Here is a 22,273-nt window from a genome sequence, read left to right as displayed (position 1 = left end):
CTGCAGGGATGATGCGGTGTAGATCAGGCCGCAGGATCCCGGGCGGAGGTCTTTTGTCATATTTTTGTACTTTTTGACGCTTGACACGGGAACCTCATCCCGTTATGCTACTTATGGCAGAAAATGCTCAGATTTACATGCCGCGCCTTTTTGTGTTAAGATAAACAGAAAGAGCGCAAGGCGCATGGAAGCTGAATACAGGATAAATGAGGTTTTAAGATGGAAGAAAAAGAGGTACAGGGAGCATCGGTGCACAAACGGCGTGTCCGTTACAGCGGGACACACCCGAGACGGTTTGAAGAAAAGTATAAAGAGCAGAATCCGGAGAAATATGCCGATACGATCGAAAAGGTCATCAAAAAGGGCAGCACTCCGGCCGGCATGCACATCTCGATCTGCGTGAAAGAGATCCTGGATTTCCTGGATATCAAGCCGGGAATGCAGGGGCTGGACGCCACACTTGGATACGGCGGTCACACGACGGAGATGTTAAAAAAGCTGGAAGGACAGGGGCATATGTATGCTCTTGACGTGGATCCGATCGAGATCGTAAAGACAAAGGAACGCCTGAAGGAACGCGGCTTCGGAGAGGAGATCCTTACGATAAAACAGATGAACTTTGCTGATATCGACAGGCTCGTCCCGGAGGCGGGGCTGTTTGACTTTGTCCTGGCAGATCTCGGTGTCTCCTCGATGCAGATCGACAACCCGGAGCGCGGTTTCACTTATAAGGCCGATGGTCCGCTGGATCTTCGCCTGAACCCGGAAAAAGGAATATCTGCGGCGGAGCGCTTAAAACAGATGGATATGGAAGAGATCGCGGGCATGTTCGCGGAAAACTCCGATGAGCCTTATGCGGAGGAGATCGCACGGGAGATCGCAAAGAGAAACCGGAAACGTCAGTATATTGAGACGACCACGGAATTAAAAGAAGTGATCGAGCAGGTGCTTTCTTTTATCCCGGAAAAAGAGCGGAAGGAAGCCGTGAAGAAATCCTGCCAGAGATGTTTCCAGGCGCTGAGGATCGATGTCAACCAGGAATTCGAGGTTCTGGAAAGCTTCCTCTCAAAACTGCCGGGGATCCTGGCACCGGGCGGAAGAGCTGCGATCCTGACCTTCCATTCCGGGGAAGACCGCCTTGTAAAGTATTACTTTAAGGACGGCAAAAAGGAAGAAATCTACAGCGACGTTGCGAGCGATGTGATCCGTCCATCGGCGGAAGAATGCCAGAGAAACCCGCGTGCAAGATCCACAAAGATGCGCTGGGCGATCCGGGATGGCGAAAATCCGCACAGGATGTAAAGAAAAAACAGGCTCGGAAACGGAATTTGGAAATGAGAGAAGGAAACGGTTCAGCAAATCTTAGTATTCATTTGGCGGAATGGTTTCCGGAAGACAGAATCAGAAAGAGAAATAGATTATGAACAAAAAGATAGAAGAAACAACAGAGGAATACGAGAGAAAAGAAGGGAGTGGGCTCGAGCGCGCGGGAGCCGCGGCGATATTCTTCTTGTCGCCGGTATTATCCTACATCATGTTTGAACTAGTGACAGGAAATCTTGCCGCAGTGCTGCCGAAAAATGCGGTGCTGAACATGGTGTGGATGTTTGCGCTGTACCTTCTGGTATTCGGAATCTCCGGAAGCAGCCGGATCTCCATCCCTGTATCCTCCGTGATCCTTTATGTGATCTCTCTGGCGGAAGCCTTTGTCGTATCCTTCAGAAGCCGCCCGATCATGATGAGTGATGTCCTTGCGGTGAAGACCGCGATGACGGTGGCCGGGAGCTATAACTACACACCGACCTTTATGATGATCATCTGCGGGATCCTCCTGATCATGTGGAATGTACTGGCGCAGCTCGTGCCGGTGAGGATCAGGGGGAAGAAAAAAAGAGCTGCCGTGTTTGGCGGATCCGCTGCTGCGGTCGCGGTGTTTATCGGCGGCTTCTACACGGTCCTTGTCCCGAAACTGGGACTGGAGGTAAATCTCTGGGACCCGACGACTTCCTACGCGGAGAACGGCTATGTGCTGGCGTCGGCGGTATCCTTAAAATATCTGGTAAAGAAAGCTCCGGAGGGCTATTCCCAGGCGAAGATCCAGGAGATCTATGAAAAATATGTGGGAAGCGAAGAAGAGCAGAACGAGGAGACGGCGGCCGCGGTGGAAGCGGGAGATGCGGTCCAGCCGACCAACATCATCTGCATCATGAACGAGAGTCTTTCCGACCTGTCGGTGGATGGGGAATTTACGACGAATACAGAGTATTTCCCGTTCCTCAACAGTCTGACGGAGAATACCGTAAAGGGAAAACTCTGCATGCCGGTGTTCGGCGCGATGACCAGCAACTCTGAGTTTGAGTTCCTGATCGGTGATTCCATGTACCTGATGCCGAGAGGCAGCATCGCTTACCAGTTCTATGTAAATCCCGGCGTCCGCTCCATGGTCAGCACGGTGAAAGACCAGGGATACACGGCTGTCGCCATGCACCCGTACCCGGCAGAGAACTGGAACCGCCGGATCTGCTACAATAACATGGGATTTGACGATTTCATGGATATCAGCGCCTATGAGGGCCGGGATGAGCTCCGAAATTATATCAGCGATCTGAGCGATTTTAAACTCATCACGGACTATGTCGAAAAGAAGGCAAATCCTGATGACAAGTTATTCCTCTTCAATGTGACGATGCAGAACCATGGCGGATATACGATCCCGTTCGCAAACTTCGATCAGGAAGTATGGCTTACAGGGGACATGGAAGGAAAGTATCCGGAGGCGGATATGTACCTGTCTCTTGTGAAAAAATCGGATGAGGCATTTGAGTGGCTCGTAAATTATTTCTCCCAGTGCGACCAGCCGACGATGATCGTCATGTTCGGCGACCACCAGCCAGGGATCGAGGACGAGTTCTTTGACGAGGCGATGGGAGTGGAGAGCGCGAAGGCCCCGAACGAGCAGAAGATGTGCTGGTACGAGACTCCGTTCGTGATCTGGACCAACTACGACCAGCCTGCGGAGGATATGGGACGCTTAGGTGCGATCTACCTTTCTTCCTACGTGTTAAAGCGCGCGAACCTCTCACTGACTCCGTACAACGAGTTTTTACTGCAGCTTTCCGAAAAGCTCCCGATCATCCATCATCTCGGCATCTGGGAGTCGGACGGAACTTACCATGGCTGGGAGGACGCGGAGAGCGGAGAGTACGAGTGGAAGGAACAGCTGATGGAGTACGAGAACCTTGTATACAACCACAGCCTGGATCCGAAGACCGTAAATGAGATGTTTTCGATTTCGCAGTAAAAACTTTATGCCGAATGCATGTATGACTTGGCGTATCATTCTGGTCAGTATGAATTCATAAGATTTTTCTAAATTGCTGAGACAAATATAAAACAGAGGGCAGCCTGAAAGAGGGCTGTCCTTTTTGCTTACAGAAAATTCCGATGGAACTTCCTGTAAGCAAAAAGGCACTGTGCGCCTAAGATGCGCACTCGCGCGAGATGAAGGTTGTCGCAAGCGACCGCGCGAGACGCCCAAATGTACTGAGGCATATTCTTTTAATTTACGCGAACAACGAGCCAAAGTCTGCGCTTGCGCGAGACCTTGGCGACTGTCGTGATAACAAGGGGAAACTCGCGAAGCGTGTTTTCACTTGTTCAAAAAATTTCTCAAATAGGATTGACAACTTGGTTAGTTAGTGCTAATCTTTGTTAGTAGGAACTAACAGCCGATAAAGATACCCCCACAGGGAATCCGAAATGTGCTGTTTTTGCGGTTGTGAAGTCATGGCATGGCTGCGATAAAAAGGAGGCGTGATCAATGATAAACGGAATTATTATCGTTGTACTGATCGTGGTCGCGATCTTTGCAGTGAAAGGGACGATGCACCAGTTCGTCTACGGCTGCTGCGGATCGAAGGACGTGGAGAAAAAGATCAAGGTGCAGGATAAAAATACGTCGGATTATCCGTACTATGCAGTTGTCGGCGTCGATGGAATGAAATGCAAACACTGCAAGCTCCATGTGGAGAATGCGTTCAACGAGAAGGACGGCAACTGGGCGGAGGTAAACCTCGAGAAGAAGGAAGCCGATGTCCGGATGAAGACAAAAATGACGGACCGTGAGATCCGCGATACCGTGAGCAAAGCCGGATATGTGCTCCGCGATATTGAATGGAAGCAGGCGTAGGAAATTTTTAAATTCGGAATGCGAAGTATCGGCAAGATCAGATTGCCGGATATGTTGTGTACAGGCAGCAACGATTTTACAGGAATGAGAGGGATGCCGGATGTGGCAGAAAAAAGACATCGTGAATGAATTCCAGAGGCTTGGAAAACGCATTACAAAACAGAGAATGGTCATCCTTGACGTGATCCTGGAACAGAACTGGACAGACTGCAAGGAAGTTTACTATGAGGCTGTGCAGAGGGATTCGACTGTGGGACTTTCCACTGTCTACCGGACGATCCGGATGCTGGAGGAGATGGGCGTTTTAAAGCGTGTTTACCAGTATGTTTTTACCGATGAATCGGGAGAACAGGTCGATGGGGAGAGCGAGATCATCGCACCGGAATTTCACGGAAAAAGCGGGCTCAGAAAGACTGAAAAAGACGACGAAAAATGCTGTTCCGTCAGCGCGTCATAAAAGAGATAATTGTCAAAAATTGACAAAGTTTCTCAATTAAAGACATTATATTTGACTAACCGGGAGGCGTGGTGTTACCATGTTGGAAACGCAGAAAGACCTTCCGGTTTTTCCCGTTGTGTATAAAAAAGAAAGCAAGGAAGTGAGGACCGATGAAACACCATAAATTCTGGGCGTGGGCAACCGTTTTCTGCTTTGCTATGGTCATGTATACCGGTTATAAACATAAGTGACCGGGATGACCGTAACTGTTTCGTATCTTTACAGTTACAGATAAACTAGTGATTCTATTTTTTATTTACAGGAGGATTTAAAAATGTTAGATGTAAAGAAATGCTTAAAATTAAAAAATGTCGCTGTATTCGCAAGTGGTGTTCTCTTTGGAACAGCAGGTATCAAGGTCCTTGGAAGCCAGGATGCAAAGAAATTATATATTAACTGTCTCGCAGCAGGTCTCCGCGCAAAAGAGTGCGTGATGACAACTGCTTCCAACATCCAGGCAAACGCTGAGGATGTTCTTGCAGAGGCAAAGGAGATCAACCGTGCCCGTGCGGAAGAAGAGTTCGGTGAGGAAGAAGAGACAGCAGAGGATCTCACAGAGACTGCAGAAAATACAGAGGACGCTGAATAATCATCATGAAAACAGGAATCAGATTTACGGTAAAACATGAAATCAGAGGCCGTATCCGAATCCATCTCACCAGAGGACGCCTGTCGATCAGACAGGCGGACCTCTTTTCCTTTTATCTCGCATCCCTTCCACAGGTAACGGCAGCAAAGGTATATGAGAGAATCGGAGATGCGGCGATCAGTTATACTGGCACGAAGGAAGATCTCATTGCAGAGATCTTAAAATTCTCGTTTGACGATGAGAAATTAAATGAACTCGTGCCGACAACCGGAACCAGAGCGTTAAATCAGGAATTCCAGGAAAAGCTTGTGACTAAGTGTCTCACAAGATGCTTCACAAAGATCTTCCTTCCGGCTCCGATCCGCGCGGTATGGACTGCGATCCAGTCTGTTCCGTATATCATCAAAGGAGTCAGAAAGCTTGCAGGAAGAAAACTGGAAGTCGAGGTCCTCGATGCGACCGCGATCACGGTTTCCATGTTGAGAAGCGATTTCAACACGGCAGGATCCGTCATGTTCCTTCTCGGGATCGGTGAGCTTCTTGAAGACTGGACCCACAAGAAGTCCGTCAGCGATCTTGCTGGCAGCATGTCCTTAAATATCGAGAAGGTATGGCAGAAGACAGGAGATGCGGAAGTCCTTGTCCCGATCTCCGATATCAGGGAAGGAGATCTCGTTTCCATCCATGTCGGCAGCGTGATCCCGCTTGACGGCGTCGTTGAGTCCGGCGAGGCGATGGTAAACCAGGCGTCCATGACCGGCGAGTCCGAACCGGTCCGCAAAGAGAACGGCATGTACGTCTATGCAGGAACTGCGGTCGAGGAAGGAAATATCGTTGTCCGTGTCAAGAAGGCAGCCGGATCTACAAGATTTGAGCGCATCGTCAAGATGATCGAGGATTCAGAAAAACTGAAATCTTCCCTTGAGACGAAGGCATCCGGTCTTGCGGACGCTCTCGTTCCGTGGAGTCTCGGCGGCACGATCGTGACCTACCTTCTCACAAGAAACGTGACGAAGGCGATTTCGATCCTTATGGTCGATTTCTCCTGCGCGTTAAAGCTTGCGATGCCGCTTTCCGTTCTCTCCGCGATGAGAGAGGCGAGCAGCTACAAGATGACCGTCAAAGGCGGTTCCTTCATGGAAGCCGTTGCAGAGGCGGACACGATCGTCTTTGATAAGACCGGCACACTCACAAAGGCACAGCCGGTCGTTGCCGATGTTGTCACCTTTGAGGGACGCGATCAGGATGAGATGCTCCGGATCGCTGCCTGCCTGGAAGAGCATTTCCCACACTCCATGGCGAACGCGGTTGTTGCGGCATCCAAAGAAAAAGGACTCGTCCATGAGGAGATGCATTCCAAAGTCGACTATATCGTGGCCCATGGAATTGCCTCCCATATCGGAGAGGATAAGGTCCTGATCGGAAGCTACCACTTCGTATTTGAGGATGAGAAGTGCGTGATCCCGGAGGGCGAGGAAGAGAAGTTTGAGGCACTCCCGGCAGAGTACTCCCACCTGTATCTCGCGATCGCGGGAAGACTGGCGGCTGTGATCTGCATCGAGGATCCGCTCCGTCCGGAAGCTCCGGAGGTCATGAAAGAACTCCGGAAACTCGGAATCAAAAAGATCGTCATGATGACAGGCGACAGCGAGAGAACAGCGCGTGCGATCGCTGCGAGAGTCGGTGTGGATGAATACCACTCAGAGGTTCTCCCGGAAGATAAGGCAAACTTTGTGGAGGCGGAGAAGAACGCAGGCCACAAGGTCATCATGGTCGGCGATGGCATCAACGATTCCCCGGCTCTTTCCGCAGCCAGCGTCGGCATCGCGATCAGTGAGGGCGCTGAGATAGCGCGAGAGATCGCGGATATCACGATCTCTGAGGATGCGATGTTCCAGCTTGTGACCTTAAAAGCGATCAGCAATGCGCTGATGCAGCGTGTCCACAGAAATTACCGCTTTGTCATCAGCTTTAACTTCGGTCTCATCATCCTGGGAGTGATGGGGGTACTCGCTCCGGCGACATCCGCCCTGCTCCACAATACGTCAACTCTGTGCATCAGCATGCACAGCATGACGAATCTCCTGAAGGATGAGGAGAAAAAACATTAAACTATAAGAATGACCGATCTGCCCGCGGCCGGAAACATCCGGCTGCGGGTATTTTTTACGCGAACAACGAGCCAAAGTCCGCGCTTGCGCGAGACCTTGGCGACTGTCGCGATAACAAGGGGAAACTCGCGAAGCGTGTTTTCACTTGTTGTGCCGCGCCTGTCAGGAGTCCGGCTGTGTTCGATTTAGTGGTTCACAAGCGGCGGATTTCATGCTATACTAATGCAGGCATGTGGCAGAAGTCTGCCATTTGCTTCTTAAAAATGACAAAGGAAGGCACAAATATGAACTATATGATCTGTATTCCTTCACCGAGACTCGTCTCGAGGGAATACTGTGAAAGGATCCACAACATTCTGGCAAGAATGTCGGATCAGTACCGGGTCAATATCGTTCCGGAGCCGGTAAAGATGCGGCAGGGATCCTGCCCGGATTTCTATAAGAAATACCGGATCTACAAAGATATCAAGGATCGCGACGGAAACGGAGAGGCATATCTGACCTCCGAGGAAGAGAACATGATCTTAAGTGTCTGCAGAAATCCGGAGGAAGTGGAGCTCATGAAGAGCTGCACCTACGCATACCGGTATCCGACGACGCTGGTCCTCAAGAGCTTCCGGGAAGATAAGAAAAGATAACGAAGCGTTGGCAAACAGGTAAAAGTGTGATATACTTATTCTAAGTCCGCGGGGCGGCTGGGGGCTGCCTGGCGGGAAGGAAAAAAGAGAGCTGTGGCGTCTGGAACGAAAAAGTCACAGAAGATTTACGAGGAGTGCAGAGAAGATGAAAAACAGAAGAGTTTTTTTAAAGCTCAGCGGAGAGGCCCTTGCAGGTCCGAAAAAAACTGGCTTTGACGAAGATACGGTGAAGGAAGTCGCAAGACAGGTCAAGGCGTCTGTAGATGCCGGTGTACAGGTCGGGATCGTGATCGGCGGCGGAAATTTCTGGCGCGGACGCACGAGTGACGCGATCGACCGTCCGAAGGCGGATCAGATCGGAATGCTCGCGACTGTGATGAACTGTATTTATGTATCCGAGATCTTCCGCAATGCGGGAATGAAGACACAGATCCTCACCCCGTTCGAGTGCGGAAATATGACAAAACTGTTCTCCAAGGACCGTGCGAACAAGTATTTTGAGCACGGAATGGTCGTATTTTTTGCCGGCGGGATCGGACAGCCGTATTTCTCTACCGACACAACGATCACTCTGATGGCAATCGAGATGGATGCGGACTGCATTCTCCTCGCAAAGTCCATCGACGGCGTATACGACAGTGATCCGAAGGTAAATCCGAATGCGAAAAAGTATGACGAGATCTCGATCCAGGAAGTGATCGACAAGCAGCTCGGAGTCGTTGACCTGACTGCTTCCATTATGTGTATGGAACACAAAATGCCGATGGCGGTATTCTCCTTAAACGAAAAGGATGGAATCGCGAACGCCATGCAGGGAAAAATTAACGGTACGATCGTTACCGTCTGATAACAGGAGGAAACCATGAGCGAAGAATTAAAAGTATATGAAGAGAAAATGGAAAAATCCATCGATGCCCTCTTAAACGAGTACGCATCCATCCGCGCAGGACGTGCAAACCCGCATGTACTTGACAAGATCAAAGTAGATTACTACGGAACTCCGACTCCGATCCAGCAGGTCGGAAATATCTCCGTTCCGGAAGCGAGAATGATCCTGATCCAGCCGTGGGAGAAGAGCCTGATCCGTCCGATCGAGAAAGCGATCCAGACTTCCGAGCTTGGAATCAACCCGAGCAACGACGGAACAGTGATCCGCCTTGTATTCCCGGAGCTCACAGAGGACAGACGTAAAGAACTCGCAAAGGACGTAAAGAAGAAAGGTGACGGAGCGAAGGTTGCGATCCGCAACATCCGCCGCGATGCGAACGAAGCGTTCAAAAAGATGGAAAAGAACGATGAGATCTCTGAGGACGATTTAAAGGATCTTACCGAGAAGGTACAGAAGCTGACAGACAAGGCGATCGACAAGATCGATAAGGCCGTGGAGAACAAGACGAAGGAAGTTCTTACCGTATAAAAACGAACAGCCTGATTCCTGAGCAGAGGGAAATTTCCAGATGGAAGATCCCAAATCGTTCAGGATGACGGTACATGACAGACGGGGACAGGGGAAGATTTCCTGTCCCTTGTTTTTACATTGGTTATAAAAGGGAGAACAAATATCATGGAAGAGAATTTAAAGATCCCCGCCCATGTGGCGCTGATCCTGGATGGAAACGGAAGATGGGCGAAGAAGCGCGGACTTCCGAGACAGCTTGGACATAAAAAAGGCTGTGAGACACTGGAGCAGGTCGTTAAGGACGCAGCACGGCTTGGAATCCGGTATCTGACCGTATATGGATTTTCCACGGAAAACTGGAAGCGCCCGGAGGAGGAAGTCGGTGCGTTGATGCAGCTGTTCCGCTTCTATGCGAAGAGACTTCTCGCGATGGCGGAAAAGAATAACATCCGGGTTCGCATGATCGGCGAGAGAAACCGGTTTGCACCGGATATCGTCGAGGCGATCAACGGTCTGGAAGAAAAGACGAAAGAGAATACAGGAATGACCTTCGTGATCGCCGTAAACTATGGAAGCCGTGACGAGATCACGAGAGCCGTGAGAAAGATCATGGCGGACTGTAAGGACGGAAAGATCGCGCCGGAGGAGATGACGGAGCAGGTCTTCGCCTCCTATCTCGACACCGCGGGGATCCCGGATCCGGATCTCATGATCCGCACGAGCGGGGAACTCCGCCTTTCCAACTATCTGTTATGGCAGCTCGCGTACTCAGAACTCTACGTGACCGAATGCCTGTGGCCGGACTTCAATAAGGAAGAATTATTGAATGCGATCCGCCAGTATAATAAGAGAGAACGCCGGTTCGGAGGAGTTACGGCGGTAAAAACAGAGTAAGAGGTGATCTTATGTTTACGACCAGACTGATCAGCGGAATCGTCCTTGTGATCATCGCGGCGTTTCTGCTTGTTGAGGGCAGCACGGTCCTCTATTTTGGCTCCCTGGCGATCTCTTTGATCGGACTTTATGAGCTTTACCGGGTCATGAAGATCGAAAAGTCAGCGCCGGGCTATGTGGGCTATGCGGCTGTCGTGGCCTATTACTGGATCATGGGAAGCAGAGAGCAGTATGTGACGTTCCTCGCGATCGTTTCCCTCATGATCTTAATGACGATCTACGTGGTGACGTTCCCGAAATACGGGACGGAGCAGATCACGGTCGCATTTTTCGGGATCTTTTATGTCGGGATCATGTTTTCCTATCTCTATCAGGTGCGGGAGATGCCGGACGGAAAATACCTTGTCTGGCTGATCCTTTTAAGTTCCTGGGGCTGTGATACCTTTGCCTACTGTGCGGGAAAGCTTTTCGGAAAACATAAAATGACGCCGAAACTGAGCCCGAAAAAGACGGTGGAAGGCGCGGTCGGCGGTATCGTCGGCGCAGCAGTGCTGGGTTTCCTCTACGGAACCTTCTTTAAGAACAATATGATCCAGGTGACGAACCCGGGTGTGATCTCAGCGGCTGCCTGTGCGATCGCAGCAGTGATCTCCATGGTGGGAGATCTGGCGGCATCCGCTATCAAGAGAAACCATGATATCAAGGATTACGGAAATCTGATCCCGGGTCATGGAGGGATCCTGGACCGGTTTGACAGTATGATCTTTACGGCCCCGGCGATCTATTTTGCGATCACATTCATGGGGATCCGCTAGGAAAAGGATGAGACCGGCAGTCCGGCGCGAGAGACAGAAGACCGCCGCCTGCGGAAAACGAAAGGGTTTTAATTATGAAAAGAATTGCTATTCTGGGTTCTACGGGATCGATCGGGACCCAGACGCTTGATGTAGTCCGTGCGAATGGCGATATTGAAGTTGTCGGGATCGCGGCGGGCAGAAATATTCAGGCGCTGGAGAGCCAGATCCGGGAATTTTCCCCGAAGATCTGCGGCGTCTGGGATGAGGAGAAGGCGAAAGAACTGGCTGTCCGTGTGGCAGATACAGATACGAAGATCGTCTCCGGCATGGAAGGACTTTTAGAGATCGCAGTCATGGAGGGCTATGAGATCCTCGTGACAGCGGTGGTAGGCATGATCGGTATCCGACCGACAATGGCGGCCATCGAAGCCGGAAAGGATATTGCACTGGCAAACAAGGAGACGCTCGTGACGGCGGGACATCTGATCATCCCGCTCGTAAAGGAGAAGAAAGTCCGTCTTCTCCCGGTGGACAGCGAACACAGCGCGATCTTCCAGTGCTTAAACGGGGAACACGGGAATAAGATTGAAAAGATCCTCCTGACAGCATCCGGCGGTCCATTCCGCGGCTGGACGAGAGAACAGATGAAAGATGTACAGGTTGAGGACGCCTTAAAGCATCCGAACTGGTCCATGGGTGCGAAGATCACGATCGACAGCTCCACGATGGTCAACAAAGGACTCGAGGTCATGGAGGCAAAATGGCTCTTTGACGTCGGAATGGACGATGTCCAGGTTGTTGTGCAGCCGAAGAGCGTGATCCATTCGATGGTGCAGTTTGAGGACGGCGCGGTGATGGCGCAGCTCGGCACGCCGGACATGAAGCTTCCGATCCAGTATGCACTCTATTACCCGGAGCGCAGACCGATGAAGGGAGACCGTCTGGATTTCTGGACAATGAAGGAGATCGTCTTCGACAAGCCGGATTATGAGAATTTCCGCGGCCTGGCGCTCGCGAGAGATGCAGGAAAAGCGGGCGGATCCGTTCCGGTCGTCTTCAACGCGGCGAATGAGTTCGCGGTCGCAAAATTCCTCGCGAAGAAGATCGGATACCTTGAGATCACGGATATGATCGAGGCGGCGATGGAGCATCATAAAAAGATCGCTCACCCGTCCCTGGACGAAGTGCTCGAGGCGGAAGCGGAGACGTATGAATTCCTGAAAAAACAGTGGGGATTCGTAACTATTCAGTAGGTCTGCGCATTTACTGCGCTGACCGTAAGAAAACATTGGTTTGAAGGCAAAAATCCTATCGGCGTAGCCGATTTGGAATGGAATTTTGCGCGTAACTGTGAAGGTACTGAACAGTTACGGGGATTCTAACGAATAATAGAAAGCAGGTGAACAATAAAGTTGAACCTTGGTTATCTGGCAGCGGTGGTGGTCCTTGGCGGTATCATCCTGTTCCATGAGTTTGGACATTATCTCCTGGCGAGGTTAAACGGGGTCGCTGTTGTGGAGTTTTCGGTGGGTTTTGGGCCGAGACTTCTCTCCTGGGTGAGCAAAAAGACCGGGATCCGGTACTCATTAAAACTTTTGCCGCTCGGCGGATCCTGCGCCATGCTGGGAGAATTCGGGGAAGATGAGGATGAAAAGGAAGAAATTCCGGATGTGAAGGGAGTTTCCTTTTTCGATAAAGGACCGCTTGCGAAAATGGCGGTGATCGCGGCCGGACCGATTTTTAATTTTATTCTGGCTTTTGTGTTCTCGTTTGTGATCTTATCCTGGGCGGGGATCGATCTTCCGGTCCTTGCGGGAACTTCCGAGGGAATGCCTGCACAGACAGCAGGACTTCAGGAAGGCGATGTGATCACGAAGCTTGACGGCAGAAAGATCCATCTGTCAAGAGAGATCTCCATGTACCTCATGTATTCGGGACAGGATTCGGTGCAGGTGGAATATCAACGGTACGATGAGAGCTCTGCCTCCTGGACGACGGGACATACGGTGATCCAGCCGGAGCTTAAAGATGGGAGATATTATCTCGGCGTGATCCTGCGCGGATACCGGAGTGCGGCGGAATCCCCGCTTCAGCTTCTCCAGTACAGCGCCTACGAGGTGCGCTACTGGATCCTCACGGTGATCGACAGCTTAAAGATGATCGCCGGCGGAAAGGTTTCGACCAACGATATCGCCGGTCCTGTGCGGATCGTCACGATCATCGACCAGACGGTGGAGGAGAATACGCAGTACGGCTTTGTGACGGTTGTGATGAACCTCTTAAATCTCATGGTCATGTTCTCGGCAAACCTCGGAGTCATGAACCTGCTCCCGTTTCCGGCGCTTGACGGCGGGCGGCTGGTGTTCCTGCTTTGGGAGCTCGTGACGAGACATCCGGTGAGCCAGAGAGTCGAGGGCGCAGTCAATATGGCCGGGATGGCGCTTCTCATGACATTTATGGTATTTGTCATCTTTAATGATCTGAGGATCATTTTATAGTTTTTGAAATTGGGAGAGAAATGTATGTTTAGAGATCATACAAGAGTAATTCAGATAGGGGACAGAAAGATCGGAGGGGGAAATCCTGTCCTGATCCAGTCCATGTGCAACACGAAGACAGAGAACGTCTCGGCAACGGTGGAGCAGATTCACCGCCTCGAGGAAGCCGGATGCGATATCATCCGCGTGGCAGTCCCGACGATGGAGGCTGCGGCTGCGATCCGCGAGATCAAGAAACAGATCCATATCCCGCTCGTCGCAGATATCCACTTTGATTACCGCCTTGCCATCGCTGCGATCGAGAGCGGAGCGGATAAGATCCGGATCAACCCGGGCAATATCGGGGCGCGGGAGCGCGTAAAAGCTGTCGTGGATAAGGCGAAGGAGTACGGGATCCCGATCCGTGTGGGCGTGAACAGCGGTTCCCTGGAAAAAGATCTTCTGGAGAAATACGGCGGCGTGACCGCGGAGGCGCTCGTTGAGAGCGCGTTGAAGGAGGTTGCCGTTGTCGAGGAGCTCGGCTACGATAATATCGTGATCAGCATCAAGTCCTCCGACGTTTTGATGTGCGTGGCAGCGCATGAACTCATTGCGAAAAAGACGGATTATCCGCTCCATGTCGGGATCACGGAGTCCGGAACGTTGCTTTCCGGCAATATCAAGTCCTCCGTAGGACTTGGAATTATTCTCCATGAGGGGATCGGCGATACGATCCGTGTCTCCCTGACCGGTGATCCGGTGGAGGAAGTAAAGAGTGCAAAGCTGATCCTGAGGACTCTGGGACTCAGAAAAGGCGGCGTGGAAGTTGTTTCCTGTCCGACCTGCGGAAGAACCCAGATCGATCTGATCCACCTCGCAAACCAGGTCGAAAATATGGTATCCGGCATGGATCTTGACGTGAAAGTTGCCGTTATGGGCTGCGTGGTCAATGGTCCGGGCGAGGCGAGAAGCGCGGATATCGGGATCGCCGGAGGGATCGGCGAAGGTCTCCTGATCAAAAAGGGAGAGATCATCAAGAAGGTACCGGAAAATGAGCTTCTTTCCGTTCTGCGGGAAGAACTTTTGAAGATGCAGGAGATGCAGAAATAAGTATGGAAAAACCATTCCTTGAAGTTTTCCCGGGGCTTCATATTGCGGATGAACTGAAAGAGCTTTTGAAACTTGTCGTGGTGGAAAAGGTCACCATGACAAAGGACAGAAGCTCTATTCGTGTTTATATCAGAAGTCCCAGACTCATTCATAAAAAGAACATTTATGCCCTGGAAGACGGGATCGCGAAGCAGCTGTTTCCGGGAAGACCGATCACGATCAAGATCCTTGAGAAGTATCGTCTGTCGGCACAGTATACCCCGGAGAAGCTCTACGATGTCTACCGGGACAGCATCCTCATGGAGCTTAAGAATTACGGCATGATCGAGTACAACATTCTCCGCCGGGCGGACACAAAATTTGTGACCGACGACAAGATGGTTATGACGATCGAGGACAACCTGATCTACAGGGAGCGGTCGAAGGAAGTCGGGCGTGTCCTCGAGAAGATCTTTACGGAGCGCTGCGGACTTGCGGCGGAAGTGGAGTTTTTATATAAAGAAGCGGAGAAGAAGGACCCGATGGACCAGCCGGTGTTCATGAAGCCGGGCGGAGAGCTCATCATGGGAACCCGGAATGAGGAGAATTACCTGGAAGGCACCGTGGAAAGTGCGCCGTGGGACGAAGGTCCGGCGAACGGCGGATTCAGCGGAACGTTCGGAGACGGCAATGGAGACGCGGGGGCCGGGATCACAGCACAGAGCGCTGGAAATTCCGGATTCGCAGGACGGTCCGGCGCGGCGGACGGCGGTAAAAAAGCCCCCGGAGAAAAAACGGCGTCTGGTTCCGGAGCATCGAAGCAGAAGACGGATGCGGCAGGAAAGCCCGGCGGAAACCAGAACGGAAAGTCTGCCGGTGGTGGACAGAACGGCGGCGGTTTTACAAAGAAGACTTTCGGCGAGAAGGGAAAAGGCGGTTTTTCCGGCGGCTTCCGGAAAGGTTCCGACGGAAGGATCCCGTACCGGAAATCGGAGAATCCGGATGTTCTGTTTGGGCGCGATTTTGAAGGCGATGCGGTAGATATTCACGATATTGACGGTGAGATCGGCGAGGTTGTAATCCGCGGCAAGGTGATCCGCGCGGAGAAGAGGGAGCTCCGGAGCGGAAACAAGCTCATGATCTTCGATATCACGGACTTTACGGACAGCATCACGGTCAAAATGTTCCTCAGGGAAGGCCAGGAGGAAGATGCGACAGCGGCGATCAAGGAAGGAAACTTCATCAAGATCAAGGGCATCACGACGATCGACAAGTTCGACGGTGAGCTCACGATCGGTTCCATCGTCGGCATCAAAAAGAGCGAGGACTTCACGTCCAAGCGTGTGGATAATGCCCCGGTGAAGCGTGTGGAGCTCCACTGTCACACGAAGATGAGCGACATGGACGGTGTCTCCGAGGTGAAAGACCTCGTAAAGCGTGCCAAGAAGTGGGGGATGCCGGCACTCGCGGTCACGGACCACGGCTGCGTCCAGGCGTTCCCGGACGCGAACCATGCGCTCGACAAGGGGGATACCTTCAAAGTCCTCTATGGAGTTGAGGGGTACCTCGTCGACGACATGAAGGAGATGGTTGTCAATTCCAGGAACCAGAGTCTTGACGGCGAGTATGTCGTATTCGATATCGAGACCACAGGATTTTCCCCGACAAAGAATAAGATCATCGAGATCGGCGCCGTGAAGGTGAGAAACGGGGAGATCATTGACCGGATGGATGAGTTTGTAAATCCGGAGGTCCCGATCCCGTTTGACATCGAGCGCCTGACCGGGATCAACGACGCGATGGTCATGGGCGCGGACACGGTGGACAAGGTCCTGCCGAGATTCCTGGAGTTTGTCGGGGATGCGGCGTTAGTGGCGCACAACGCGTCCTTCGATGTGAGCTTTATCTCCCACAATGCGGGACTTCTGGGACTGCCGTTTGATCCGACGGTCCTCGATACGGTGACGCTTGCAAGAGCGCTCCTCCCGAACCTGAATCGATTTAAGCTTGACACGGTGGCGAAGGCGCTCGGCGTCTCTCTGGAAAATCATCATCGCGCGGTCGATGATGCGGAGGCAACTGCCGGAATTTTCCTGAAATTCGTGGAAATGCTGAAAAAACAGCACGATATGACGACGCTCGACCAGCTCGAGGAGTTCAGTCATGTGAGTGACGAGACGATCATGAAGATGCCGACGTACCATGTCATCATCATCGCAAAGAATGATCTGGGACGCGTGAATTTGTACCGCCTCGTGTCATGGTCGCACCTGAAGTATTTCTCGAGAAGACCGAGGATCCCGAAGAGTGTGCTGAATGAGTACCGGGAAGGTCTGATCATCGGCTCGGCCTGTGAGGCGGGAGAGCTTTACCAGGCGATCCTCCGCGGGGTTCCGGATGCGGAGCTTGCGAAGATCGTAAAATTCTACGACTATCTGGAGATCCAGCCGCTCGGAAACGACATGTTCATGCTGCGGGACGAGAAGAGCACGGTGAAGACGGTGGATGACCTCATGGACATCAACCGGAAGATCGTCTCCCTCGGCGAGCAGTTCAACAAGCCGGTCTGCGCGACCTGTGATGTGCATTTCATGGACCCGGACGACGCGATCTACCGGAAGATCCTGATGGCCGGAATGGGCTTTAAGGATGCGGACGAGCAGGCGCCGCTGTTCCTGCGGACGACGGAGGAGATGCTCTCAGAGTTCGAATATCTGGGCAGCGACAAGTGCTACGAGGTCGTTGTCACGAACACCAGGATGATCGCCGATATGTGTGAGCCGATCGCGCCGGTGCGCCCGGATAAGTGTCCGCCTGTCATCGAAAAGTCGGATGAGACGCTGCGAAATATCTGTTACAACCGTGCACACGAGATGTATGGCGAGAATCTTCCGAAGATCGTTGTGGACCGTCTGGAAAGAGAGCTGCACTCCATCATTTCCAACGGATTCGCGGTTATGTATATCATCGCGCAGAAGCTCGTGTGGAAGTCGAATGAGGACGGATATCTGGTCGGTTCCCGAGGATCGGTCGGTTCATCCTTTGTCGCGACGATGTCCGGTATCACGGAGGTAAATCCGTTAAGTCCGCATTATTCGTGCCCGAACTGTCATTATTATGATTTTGACTCGGACGAGGTGAAGAAGTATGCCGGAATGGCGGGATGTGATATGCCTGATAAGGTGTGCCCGGTCTGCGGACATCCGATGGTGAAGGACGGGTTTGACATCCCGTTCGAGACATTCCTGGGATTCAAGGGAGATAAGGAGCCGGATATCGACTTAAACTTCTCCGGTGAGTACCAGAGCCGTGCGCATGACTACACGGAGGTTATTTTCGGTAAAGGCCAGACGTTCCGCGCGGGGACGATCGGTACGCTGGCGGACAAGACGGCGTACGGTTATGTGAAGAACTATTTTGAGGAGCATGGAGAGCGGAAGAGAAACTGTGAGATCAACCGGATCGTTCAGGGCTGTGTCGGCGTCCGACGGACAACGGGACAGCATCCGGGCGGTATCGTTGTTCTTCCACTCGGCGAGATGATCTATTCGTTCACACCGGTCCAGCATCCGGCGAACGATATGACGACGAAGACGATCACGACGCATTTCGATTACCACTCGATCGACCACAACCTGTTAAAGCTTGATATTCTCGGGCACGATGATCCGACGATGATCCGTATGCTGCAGGACCTCACGGGACTTGATCCTGTTAAGGATATCCCTCTGGATTCGCGGGAGGTCATGAGTCTGTTCCAGAGTACGGATGCGCTGGGGATCAAGCCGGAGGATATCGGCGGTTGTAAGCTTGGCGCGCTCGGGGTTCCGGAGTTCGGTACGGATTTCGCGATGCAGATGTTGATTGACACGAAGCCGAAGTATTTTTCGGACCTTGTGCGTATCGCGGGTCTGGCCCATGGTACGGATGTATGGCTGGGGAATGCCCAGACGCTCATCCAGGAGGGCAAGGCGACGATTCAGACTGCGATCTGTACGCGTGATGATATCATGATCTATCTGATCCAGCAGGGACTTGAGGAAGGTCTTGCGTTTACGATCATGGAGGCGGTCCGTAAGGGTAAGGGACTGAAACCTGAGTGGGAAGAGGAGATGACGAAGCATGGGGTGCCGGACTGGTATATCTGGTCCTGTAAGAAGATCAAGTACATGTTCCCGAAGGCGCATGCGGCGGCGTATGTTATGATGGCATGGCGTATCGCGTACTGCAAGGTGTTTTATCCGCTGGCTTATTATGCGGCGTTTTTCAGCATTCGCGCGAGTGCGTTTTCTTACGAGATCATGTGTCTCGGGCGTGAGAAGCTGGAGTATCATCTGGCGGATTATAAGAAGCGAGCGGATACGCTCTCGAAGAAGGAGCAGGATACGCTCAGGGATATGAGAATCGTGCAGGAGATGTATGCGCGTGGGTTTGATTTTTTGCCGCTCGATATTTATAGGGCGAAGGCAAGGCATTTCCAGGTGATCGGGGATAAGCTGATGCCTTCGATCAATAGTATTGACGGGCTTGGTGAGAAGGCGGCGGATTCGATCGAGGAGGCTGCGAAGGATGGGAAGTTCCTTTCGAAGGAGGATTTCAGGAACAGGACGAAGGTTAGTAAGACGATCTGTGATCTGATGGAGGAGCTGGGGATCCTGAAGGGGTTGCCGGAGTCGAATCAGTTGTCGTTGTTTGACTTTTAAATTGAAAGATACGCGCCGGGCGGGTTCCGGGCGCGGACGCTTCGGGGATCCCGGGAGGGTTCCTCTAGGCTTGCGAAAGAATGCTAAGGGCGGAGTACATGGGACACAACTCGCTTCGCTCAGACAAGTGTCCCATGTACTCCAACGCATTCTTCCGCGAGCCAAGAGGAAGCCAGCTCCCGTGATCAAGGCGGTCCGTGCCCGGAACCCGCCCGGCGCTGTGTATTGGAGGGAGTGAGGGAGGAAGGGATTAAGGGATTAAGGGAAGGTTGAGACGGGAGAGAGGGTGTTGGCGAGGGCGGGACGATGCGCGGGGGCCCGGTGGGCGCCCGCGGCATCGCTAGGTTGTTTGTGGCTATTTGAGGATTGTTGCGGGAGTGAAAAATACACTTTGGTATCATGAAGTATTGTGATAATATAGATGATATGAGGTTTTTGAAAGGAGATTTTGACGAATGAAGGTTTTGATGATCAATGGAAGTCCGAGAGTGAATGGAAATACGTCGATCGCGCTGGATGAGATGAGGAAGGTGTTTGAGAAGGAAGGCGTGGACGTGGAGATCGTGCGGGTCGGGAATCAGGCGGTGAGAGGGTGTGTGGCCTGTAACCGGTGTGCGGAGATCGGGAAGTGTGTGTTTGATGATGTGGTGAATGAGCTGGCGCCGAAGTTTGAGGAGGCGGATGGGCTTGTGGTCGCGAGTCCGGTGTATTATGCGTCTGCGAATGCGACGTTGATCGCGGTCCTGGACCGGTTATTTTACAGTACGTCGTTTGATAAGACGATGAAGGTGGGAGCGAGTGTTGTCTGTGCGAGACGCGGCGGATGTTCGGCGACTTTTGATGAGCTGAACAAGTTTTTTACGATCAGTAATATGCCGATCGCATCCAGCCAGTACTGGAATTCGATCCACGGACGTGCAGTGGGAGAGGCGGAGCAGGACGAGGAAGGAAAGCAGACGATGCGTGTTCTTGCGAGAAATATGACATTTCTTATGAGGAGTATTGAGCTCGGAAAAGAGAAATATGGTCTTCCGGAGAAGGAGCCGGTCGTGCGGACGCATTTTATCAGATAATTGAGTGATGGTTACTGTACACGGCGGGAATTTCCTGAACTGAAAATTCCGTGTAATACAGTTGCGGCAGCAGGTTTTACCGATTTGGAATGCGAAGTATCGGCAAAATCCGTTGCTGTTTGTGCAGCGCGTGAACAGTAATGATTGCTGAAAACTGATCGGAAGTGGAAAATAGGTGAGATCTCAAGAACTATTGACAGGAAAAGATTGACTGTATAACGGTCTTTATGCCATTCAATTTATTTTTTAAGAAAGCGGGAGGATTTAGCAATGAGAGATTTAAGATCAGTCTGCAAAGTCGCACTGGTACAGGCCGAGCCGGTGATGTTTGATAAAAAGGCTTCACTTGCAAAAGTGAAGGAATATATAAAAGAAAGCATGGCTCAAAAGCCGGATCTGATCATCTTTCCGGAACTTTTTATTCCGGGATACCCGATCGGTATGAATTTCGGATTCAGTGTAGGAAAGCGGACAGAAGAGGGACGGGCCGACTGGAAACGCTATTACGATGCTTCCATGGTTGTAGGAGATCCGGAATTTCAGGCGATTTCTGATGCGGCAAAGGAAGCGGGAGTGTATATCAGTCTTGGCTTTTCAGAGCGGGATGCGGTCAACGGAACGCTGTATAACAGCAATGTGATCTTTGAGCCGGACGGGACATACCAGGTTCATCGGAAACTGAAACCGACCGGTTCCGAGCGGATGATATGGGGAGATGCAAATAAAGGGTATTTTCCTGTTACGCAGACACCATGGGGCCCGATCGGCAGCCTGATCTGCTGGGAAAGTTATATGCCGCTGGCGCGGGTCGCACTTTATCAGAAAGGGATTACGATCTATATTTCACCGAATACCAATGACAATCCGGAATGGCAGTCGACGATCCGGCATATTGCGATCGAAGGAAAATGTTATTTTATCAATGCAGATATGATCGTCAGAAAATCGTCCTATCCTTCTGATCTGCATGAACCAGAAGAAATTTCACGTCTGCCGGAGATGGTTTGCCGCGGCGGAAGCTGCGTTGTAGATCCGTATGGTCACTATGTCACAGAACCTGTCTGGGATAAGGAGACGATCATTTACGCAGAGCTGGATATGGAGCTTCCGGCAGCCTGCAAAATGGAACATGATGCAGTCGGGCATTACGCAAGACCGGATGTGCTGGAACTGAAGGTTTATGAATGATATTTTGAGAGAGGTTATACGATGAACCGACAGGAACTTGAGGAACAGATAAGAAGATATCTTCCTTACAATGAGCAGGAAGAGGCAGATAAGGTTTTGATCTTAGACTGGATCAGGAATCATGATGATGCATTTCTCAGGGAGAATGTGGTGGCGCATATGACAGCGTCGGCCTGGGTGGTAAATGAGGACAGGAGCAAGGTCCTTATGGTGTACCATAATATTTATCATTCGTGGTCATGGCTTGGCGGACATGCAGACGGGGAGCCGGATCTTTTAGCAGTCGCGATCCGCGAGGTGAAGGAGGAGGCCGGGATCAAAGAGGTGCGTCCGGTGTCGGAGGAGATCTTTTCGCTGGAATCGCTGACGGTGGATGGGCATGTAAAGAGGGGGAAATATGTGTCCAGCCATCTGCATCTGAACGTGACGTATCTATTGGAAGCGGATTCGGATGAGGCTGTGTCGGTAAAGGCGGATGAGAACAGCGGAGTCGCGTGGTTTACACCGGAGGAAGCACTGAAGAAGTCCACGGAACCGTGGTTTGTGGAGCGTGTGTACGCGAAGCTGATCGAAAAGACAAAAAGAGGATATGGTAAAAAGTACCAATAGTGCGGCTGGGAAAAATTG

18 protein-coding genes are annotated in these 22,273 nt (G+C 51.7%); all 18 read left to right on the top strand.

Features of this window, described 5'->3' with window-relative positions; genetic code table 11:
* Nucleotides 1-219 precede the first annotated feature (219 nt).
* The 18 genes from rsmH to FN001_RS09685 all read left to right on the top strand — a co-directional run bounded on the left by rsmH (nt 220) and on the right by FN001_RS09685 (nt 22,255).
* Entirely contained in the window at nt 220-1,302 is a 1,083-nt protein-coding gene (rsmH, locus tag FN001_RS09770) for a 16S rRNA (cytosine(1402)-N(4))-methyltransferase RsmH (protein WP_142411680.1), read from the top strand.
* Nucleotides 1,303-1,420: 118 nt separating this feature from the next.
* Nucleotides 1,421-3,301, top strand: a complete 1,881-nt coding sequence (locus FN001_RS09765) for an LTA synthase family protein (RefSeq protein ID WP_142411679.1) — start codon at nt 1,421-1,423, stop codon at nt 3,299-3,301.
* Nucleotides 3,302-3,820: 519 nt separating this feature from the next.
* Nucleotides 3,821-4,189 carry a heavy-metal-associated domain-containing protein gene (locus tag FN001_RS09760; protein ID WP_118298443.1) on the top strand — a complete coding sequence of 123 codons (369 nt, stop codon included), beginning with the start codon at nt 3,821-3,823 and terminating at the stop codon, nt 4,187-4,189.
* A gap of 100 nt (nt 4,190-4,289) precedes the next feature.
* Nucleotides 4,290-4,646, top strand: coding sequence for a Fur family transcriptional regulator (locus FN001_RS18730; RefSeq protein ID WP_118298444.1), 357 nt, complete (start codon nt 4,290-4,292; stop codon nt 4,644-4,646).
* A gap of 316 nt (nt 4,647-4,962) precedes the next feature.
* Nucleotides 4,963-5,277 carry a DUF6110 family protein gene (locus FN001_RS09750; RefSeq protein WP_118298445.1) on the top strand — a complete coding sequence of 105 codons (315 nt, stop codon included), beginning with the start codon at nt 4,963-4,965 and terminating at the stop codon, nt 5,275-5,277.
* A gap of 5 nt (nt 5,278-5,282) precedes the next feature.
* Complete coding sequence (locus tag FN001_RS09745) at nt 5,283-7,388, top strand: heavy metal translocating P-type ATPase (RefSeq protein WP_486463502.1); 2,106 nt, start codon at nt 5,283-5,285, stop codon at nt 7,386-7,388.
* Between the two features lie 284 nt (nt 7,389-7,672).
* On the top strand, nt 7,673-8,026 hold the full coding sequence (locus FN001_RS09740; RefSeq protein ID WP_118298487.1) for a hypothetical protein: 354 nt from the start codon (nt 7,673-7,675) through the stop codon (nt 8,024-8,026).
* A gap of 145 nt (nt 8,027-8,171) precedes the next feature.
* Nucleotides 8,172-8,873 (top strand): UMP kinase, encoded by a 702-nt coding sequence (gene pyrH, locus FN001_RS09735; protein ID WP_118298446.1) that lies wholly within the window; start codon nt 8,172-8,174, stop codon nt 8,871-8,873.
* Nucleotides 8,874-8,888: 15 nt separating this feature from the next.
* Entirely contained in the window at nt 8,889-9,443 is a 555-nt protein-coding gene (gene frr, locus FN001_RS09730) for a ribosome recycling factor (RefSeq protein WP_118322076.1), read from the top strand.
* A 147-nt stretch (nt 9,444-9,590) separates the two neighbouring features.
* Entirely contained in the window at nt 9,591-10,319 is a 729-nt protein-coding gene (uppS, locus tag FN001_RS09725) for an undecaprenyl pyrophosphate synthase (protein ID WP_142411678.1), read from the top strand.
* An 11-nt stretch (nt 10,320-10,330) separates the two neighbouring features.
* Nucleotides 10,331-11,134 (top strand): phosphatidate cytidylyltransferase, encoded by an 804-nt coding sequence (locus tag FN001_RS09720; protein ID WP_142411677.1) that lies wholly within the window; start codon nt 10,331-10,333, stop codon nt 11,132-11,134.
* A 74-nt stretch (nt 11,135-11,208) separates the two neighbouring features.
* On the top strand, nt 11,209-12,369 hold the full coding sequence (locus FN001_RS09715; RefSeq protein WP_118650562.1) for a 1-deoxy-D-xylulose-5-phosphate reductoisomerase: 1,161 nt from the start codon (nt 11,209-11,211) through the stop codon (nt 12,367-12,369).
* A gap of 159 nt (nt 12,370-12,528) precedes the next feature.
* The gene (locus tag FN001_RS09710) at nt 12,529-13,614 is read left to right on the top strand and encodes a M50 family metallopeptidase (RefSeq protein ID WP_118322073.1); all 1,086 of its coding nucleotides are present in this window, start codon (nt 12,529-12,531) and stop codon (nt 13,612-13,614) included.
* A gap of 24 nt (nt 13,615-13,638) precedes the next feature.
* Nucleotides 13,639-14,703 carry a flavodoxin-dependent (E)-4-hydroxy-3-methylbut-2-enyl-diphosphate synthase gene (ispG, locus tag FN001_RS09705; protein WP_142411676.1) on the top strand — a complete coding sequence of 355 codons (1,065 nt, stop codon included), beginning with the start codon at nt 13,639-13,641 and terminating at the stop codon, nt 14,701-14,703.
* Nucleotides 14,704-14,705: 2 nt separating this feature from the next.
* The gene (locus FN001_RS09700; protein WP_142411675.1) at nt 14,706-19,385 is read left to right on the top strand and encodes a PolC-type DNA polymerase III; all 4,680 of its coding nucleotides are present in this window, start codon (nt 14,706-14,708) and stop codon (nt 19,383-19,385) included.
* Nucleotides 19,386-19,840: 455 nt separating this feature from the next.
* Entirely contained in the window at nt 19,841-20,458 is a 618-nt protein-coding gene (locus FN001_RS09695) for a flavodoxin family protein (RefSeq protein ID WP_142411674.1), read from the top strand.
* Between the two features lie 270 nt (nt 20,459-20,728).
* A complete protein-coding gene (locus tag FN001_RS09690) occupies nt 20,729-21,646 on the top strand; it encodes a carbon-nitrogen hydrolase family protein (RefSeq protein ID WP_142411673.1) in 918 nt (305 codons plus the stop codon).
* A 21-nt stretch (nt 21,647-21,667) separates the two neighbouring features.
* Nucleotides 21,668-22,255 carry an NUDIX hydrolase gene (locus FN001_RS09685; RefSeq protein WP_142411672.1) on the top strand — a complete coding sequence of 196 codons (588 nt, stop codon included), beginning with the start codon at nt 21,668-21,670 and terminating at the stop codon, nt 22,253-22,255.
* Nucleotides 22,256-22,273: the final 18 nt, after the last annotated feature.

This window comes from Clostridium sp. Marseille-P7770 (assembly GCF_902143525.1).
Lineage (GTDB): Bacteria > Bacillota > Clostridia > Lachnospirales > Lachnospiraceae > Pilosibacter.
The sequence above is the reverse complement of the archived record's forward strand: the minus strand, read 5'-3'. Positions and strand labels throughout refer to the sequence as shown.

Excerpts from the sequence above, each read along its gene's own strand:
- rsmH (WP_142411680.1), top strand. The coding sequence starts at position 220 with ATGGAAGAAAAAGAGGTACAGGGAGCATCGGTGCACAAACGGCGTGTC.
- FN001_RS09765 (WP_142411679.1), top strand. The coding sequence starts at position 1,421 with ATGAACAAAAAGATAGAAGAAACAACAGAGGAATACGAGAGAAAAGAA.
- FN001_RS09760 (WP_118298443.1), top strand. The coding sequence starts at position 3,821 with ATGATAAACGGAATTATTATCGTTGTACTGATCGTGGTCGCGATCTTT.
- FN001_RS18730 (WP_118298444.1), top strand. The coding sequence starts at position 4,290 with ATGTGGCAGAAAAAAGACATCGTGAATGAATTCCAGAGGCTTGGAAAA.
- FN001_RS09750 (WP_118298445.1), top strand. The coding sequence starts at position 4,963 with ATGTTAGATGTAAAGAAATGCTTAAAATTAAAAAATGTCGCTGTATTC.
- FN001_RS09745 (WP_486463502.1), top strand. The coding sequence starts at position 5,283 with ATGAAAACAGGAATCAGATTTACGGTAAAACATGAAATCAGAGGCCGT.
- FN001_RS09740 (WP_118298487.1), top strand. The coding sequence starts at position 7,673 with ATGAACTATATGATCTGTATTCCTTCACCGAGACTCGTCTCGAGGGAA.
- pyrH (WP_118298446.1), top strand. The coding sequence starts at position 8,172 with ATGAAAAACAGAAGAGTTTTTTTAAAGCTCAGCGGAGAGGCCCTTGCA.
- frr (WP_118322076.1), top strand. The coding sequence starts at position 8,889 with ATGAGCGAAGAATTAAAAGTATATGAAGAGAAAATGGAAAAATCCATC.
- uppS (WP_142411678.1), top strand. The coding sequence starts at position 9,591 with ATGGAAGAGAATTTAAAGATCCCCGCCCATGTGGCGCTGATCCTGGAT.
- FN001_RS09720 (WP_142411677.1), top strand. The coding sequence starts at position 10,331 with ATGTTTACGACCAGACTGATCAGCGGAATCGTCCTTGTGATCATCGCG.
- FN001_RS09715 (WP_118650562.1), top strand. The coding sequence starts at position 11,209 with ATGAAAAGAATTGCTATTCTGGGTTCTACGGGATCGATCGGGACCCAG.
- ispG (WP_142411676.1), top strand. The coding sequence starts at position 13,639 with ATGTTTAGAGATCATACAAGAGTAATTCAGATAGGGGACAGAAAGATC.
- FN001_RS09700 (WP_142411675.1), top strand. The coding sequence starts at position 14,706 with ATGGAAAAACCATTCCTTGAAGTTTTCCCGGGGCTTCATATTGCGGAT.
- FN001_RS09695 (WP_142411674.1), top strand. The coding sequence starts at position 19,841 with ATGAAGGTTTTGATGATCAATGGAAGTCCGAGAGTGAATGGAAATACG.
- FN001_RS09690 (WP_142411673.1), top strand. The coding sequence starts at position 20,729 with ATGAGAGATTTAAGATCAGTCTGCAAAGTCGCACTGGTACAGGCCGAG.
- FN001_RS09685 (WP_142411672.1), top strand. The coding sequence starts at position 21,668 with ATGAACCGACAGGAACTTGAGGAACAGATAAGAAGATATCTTCCTTAC.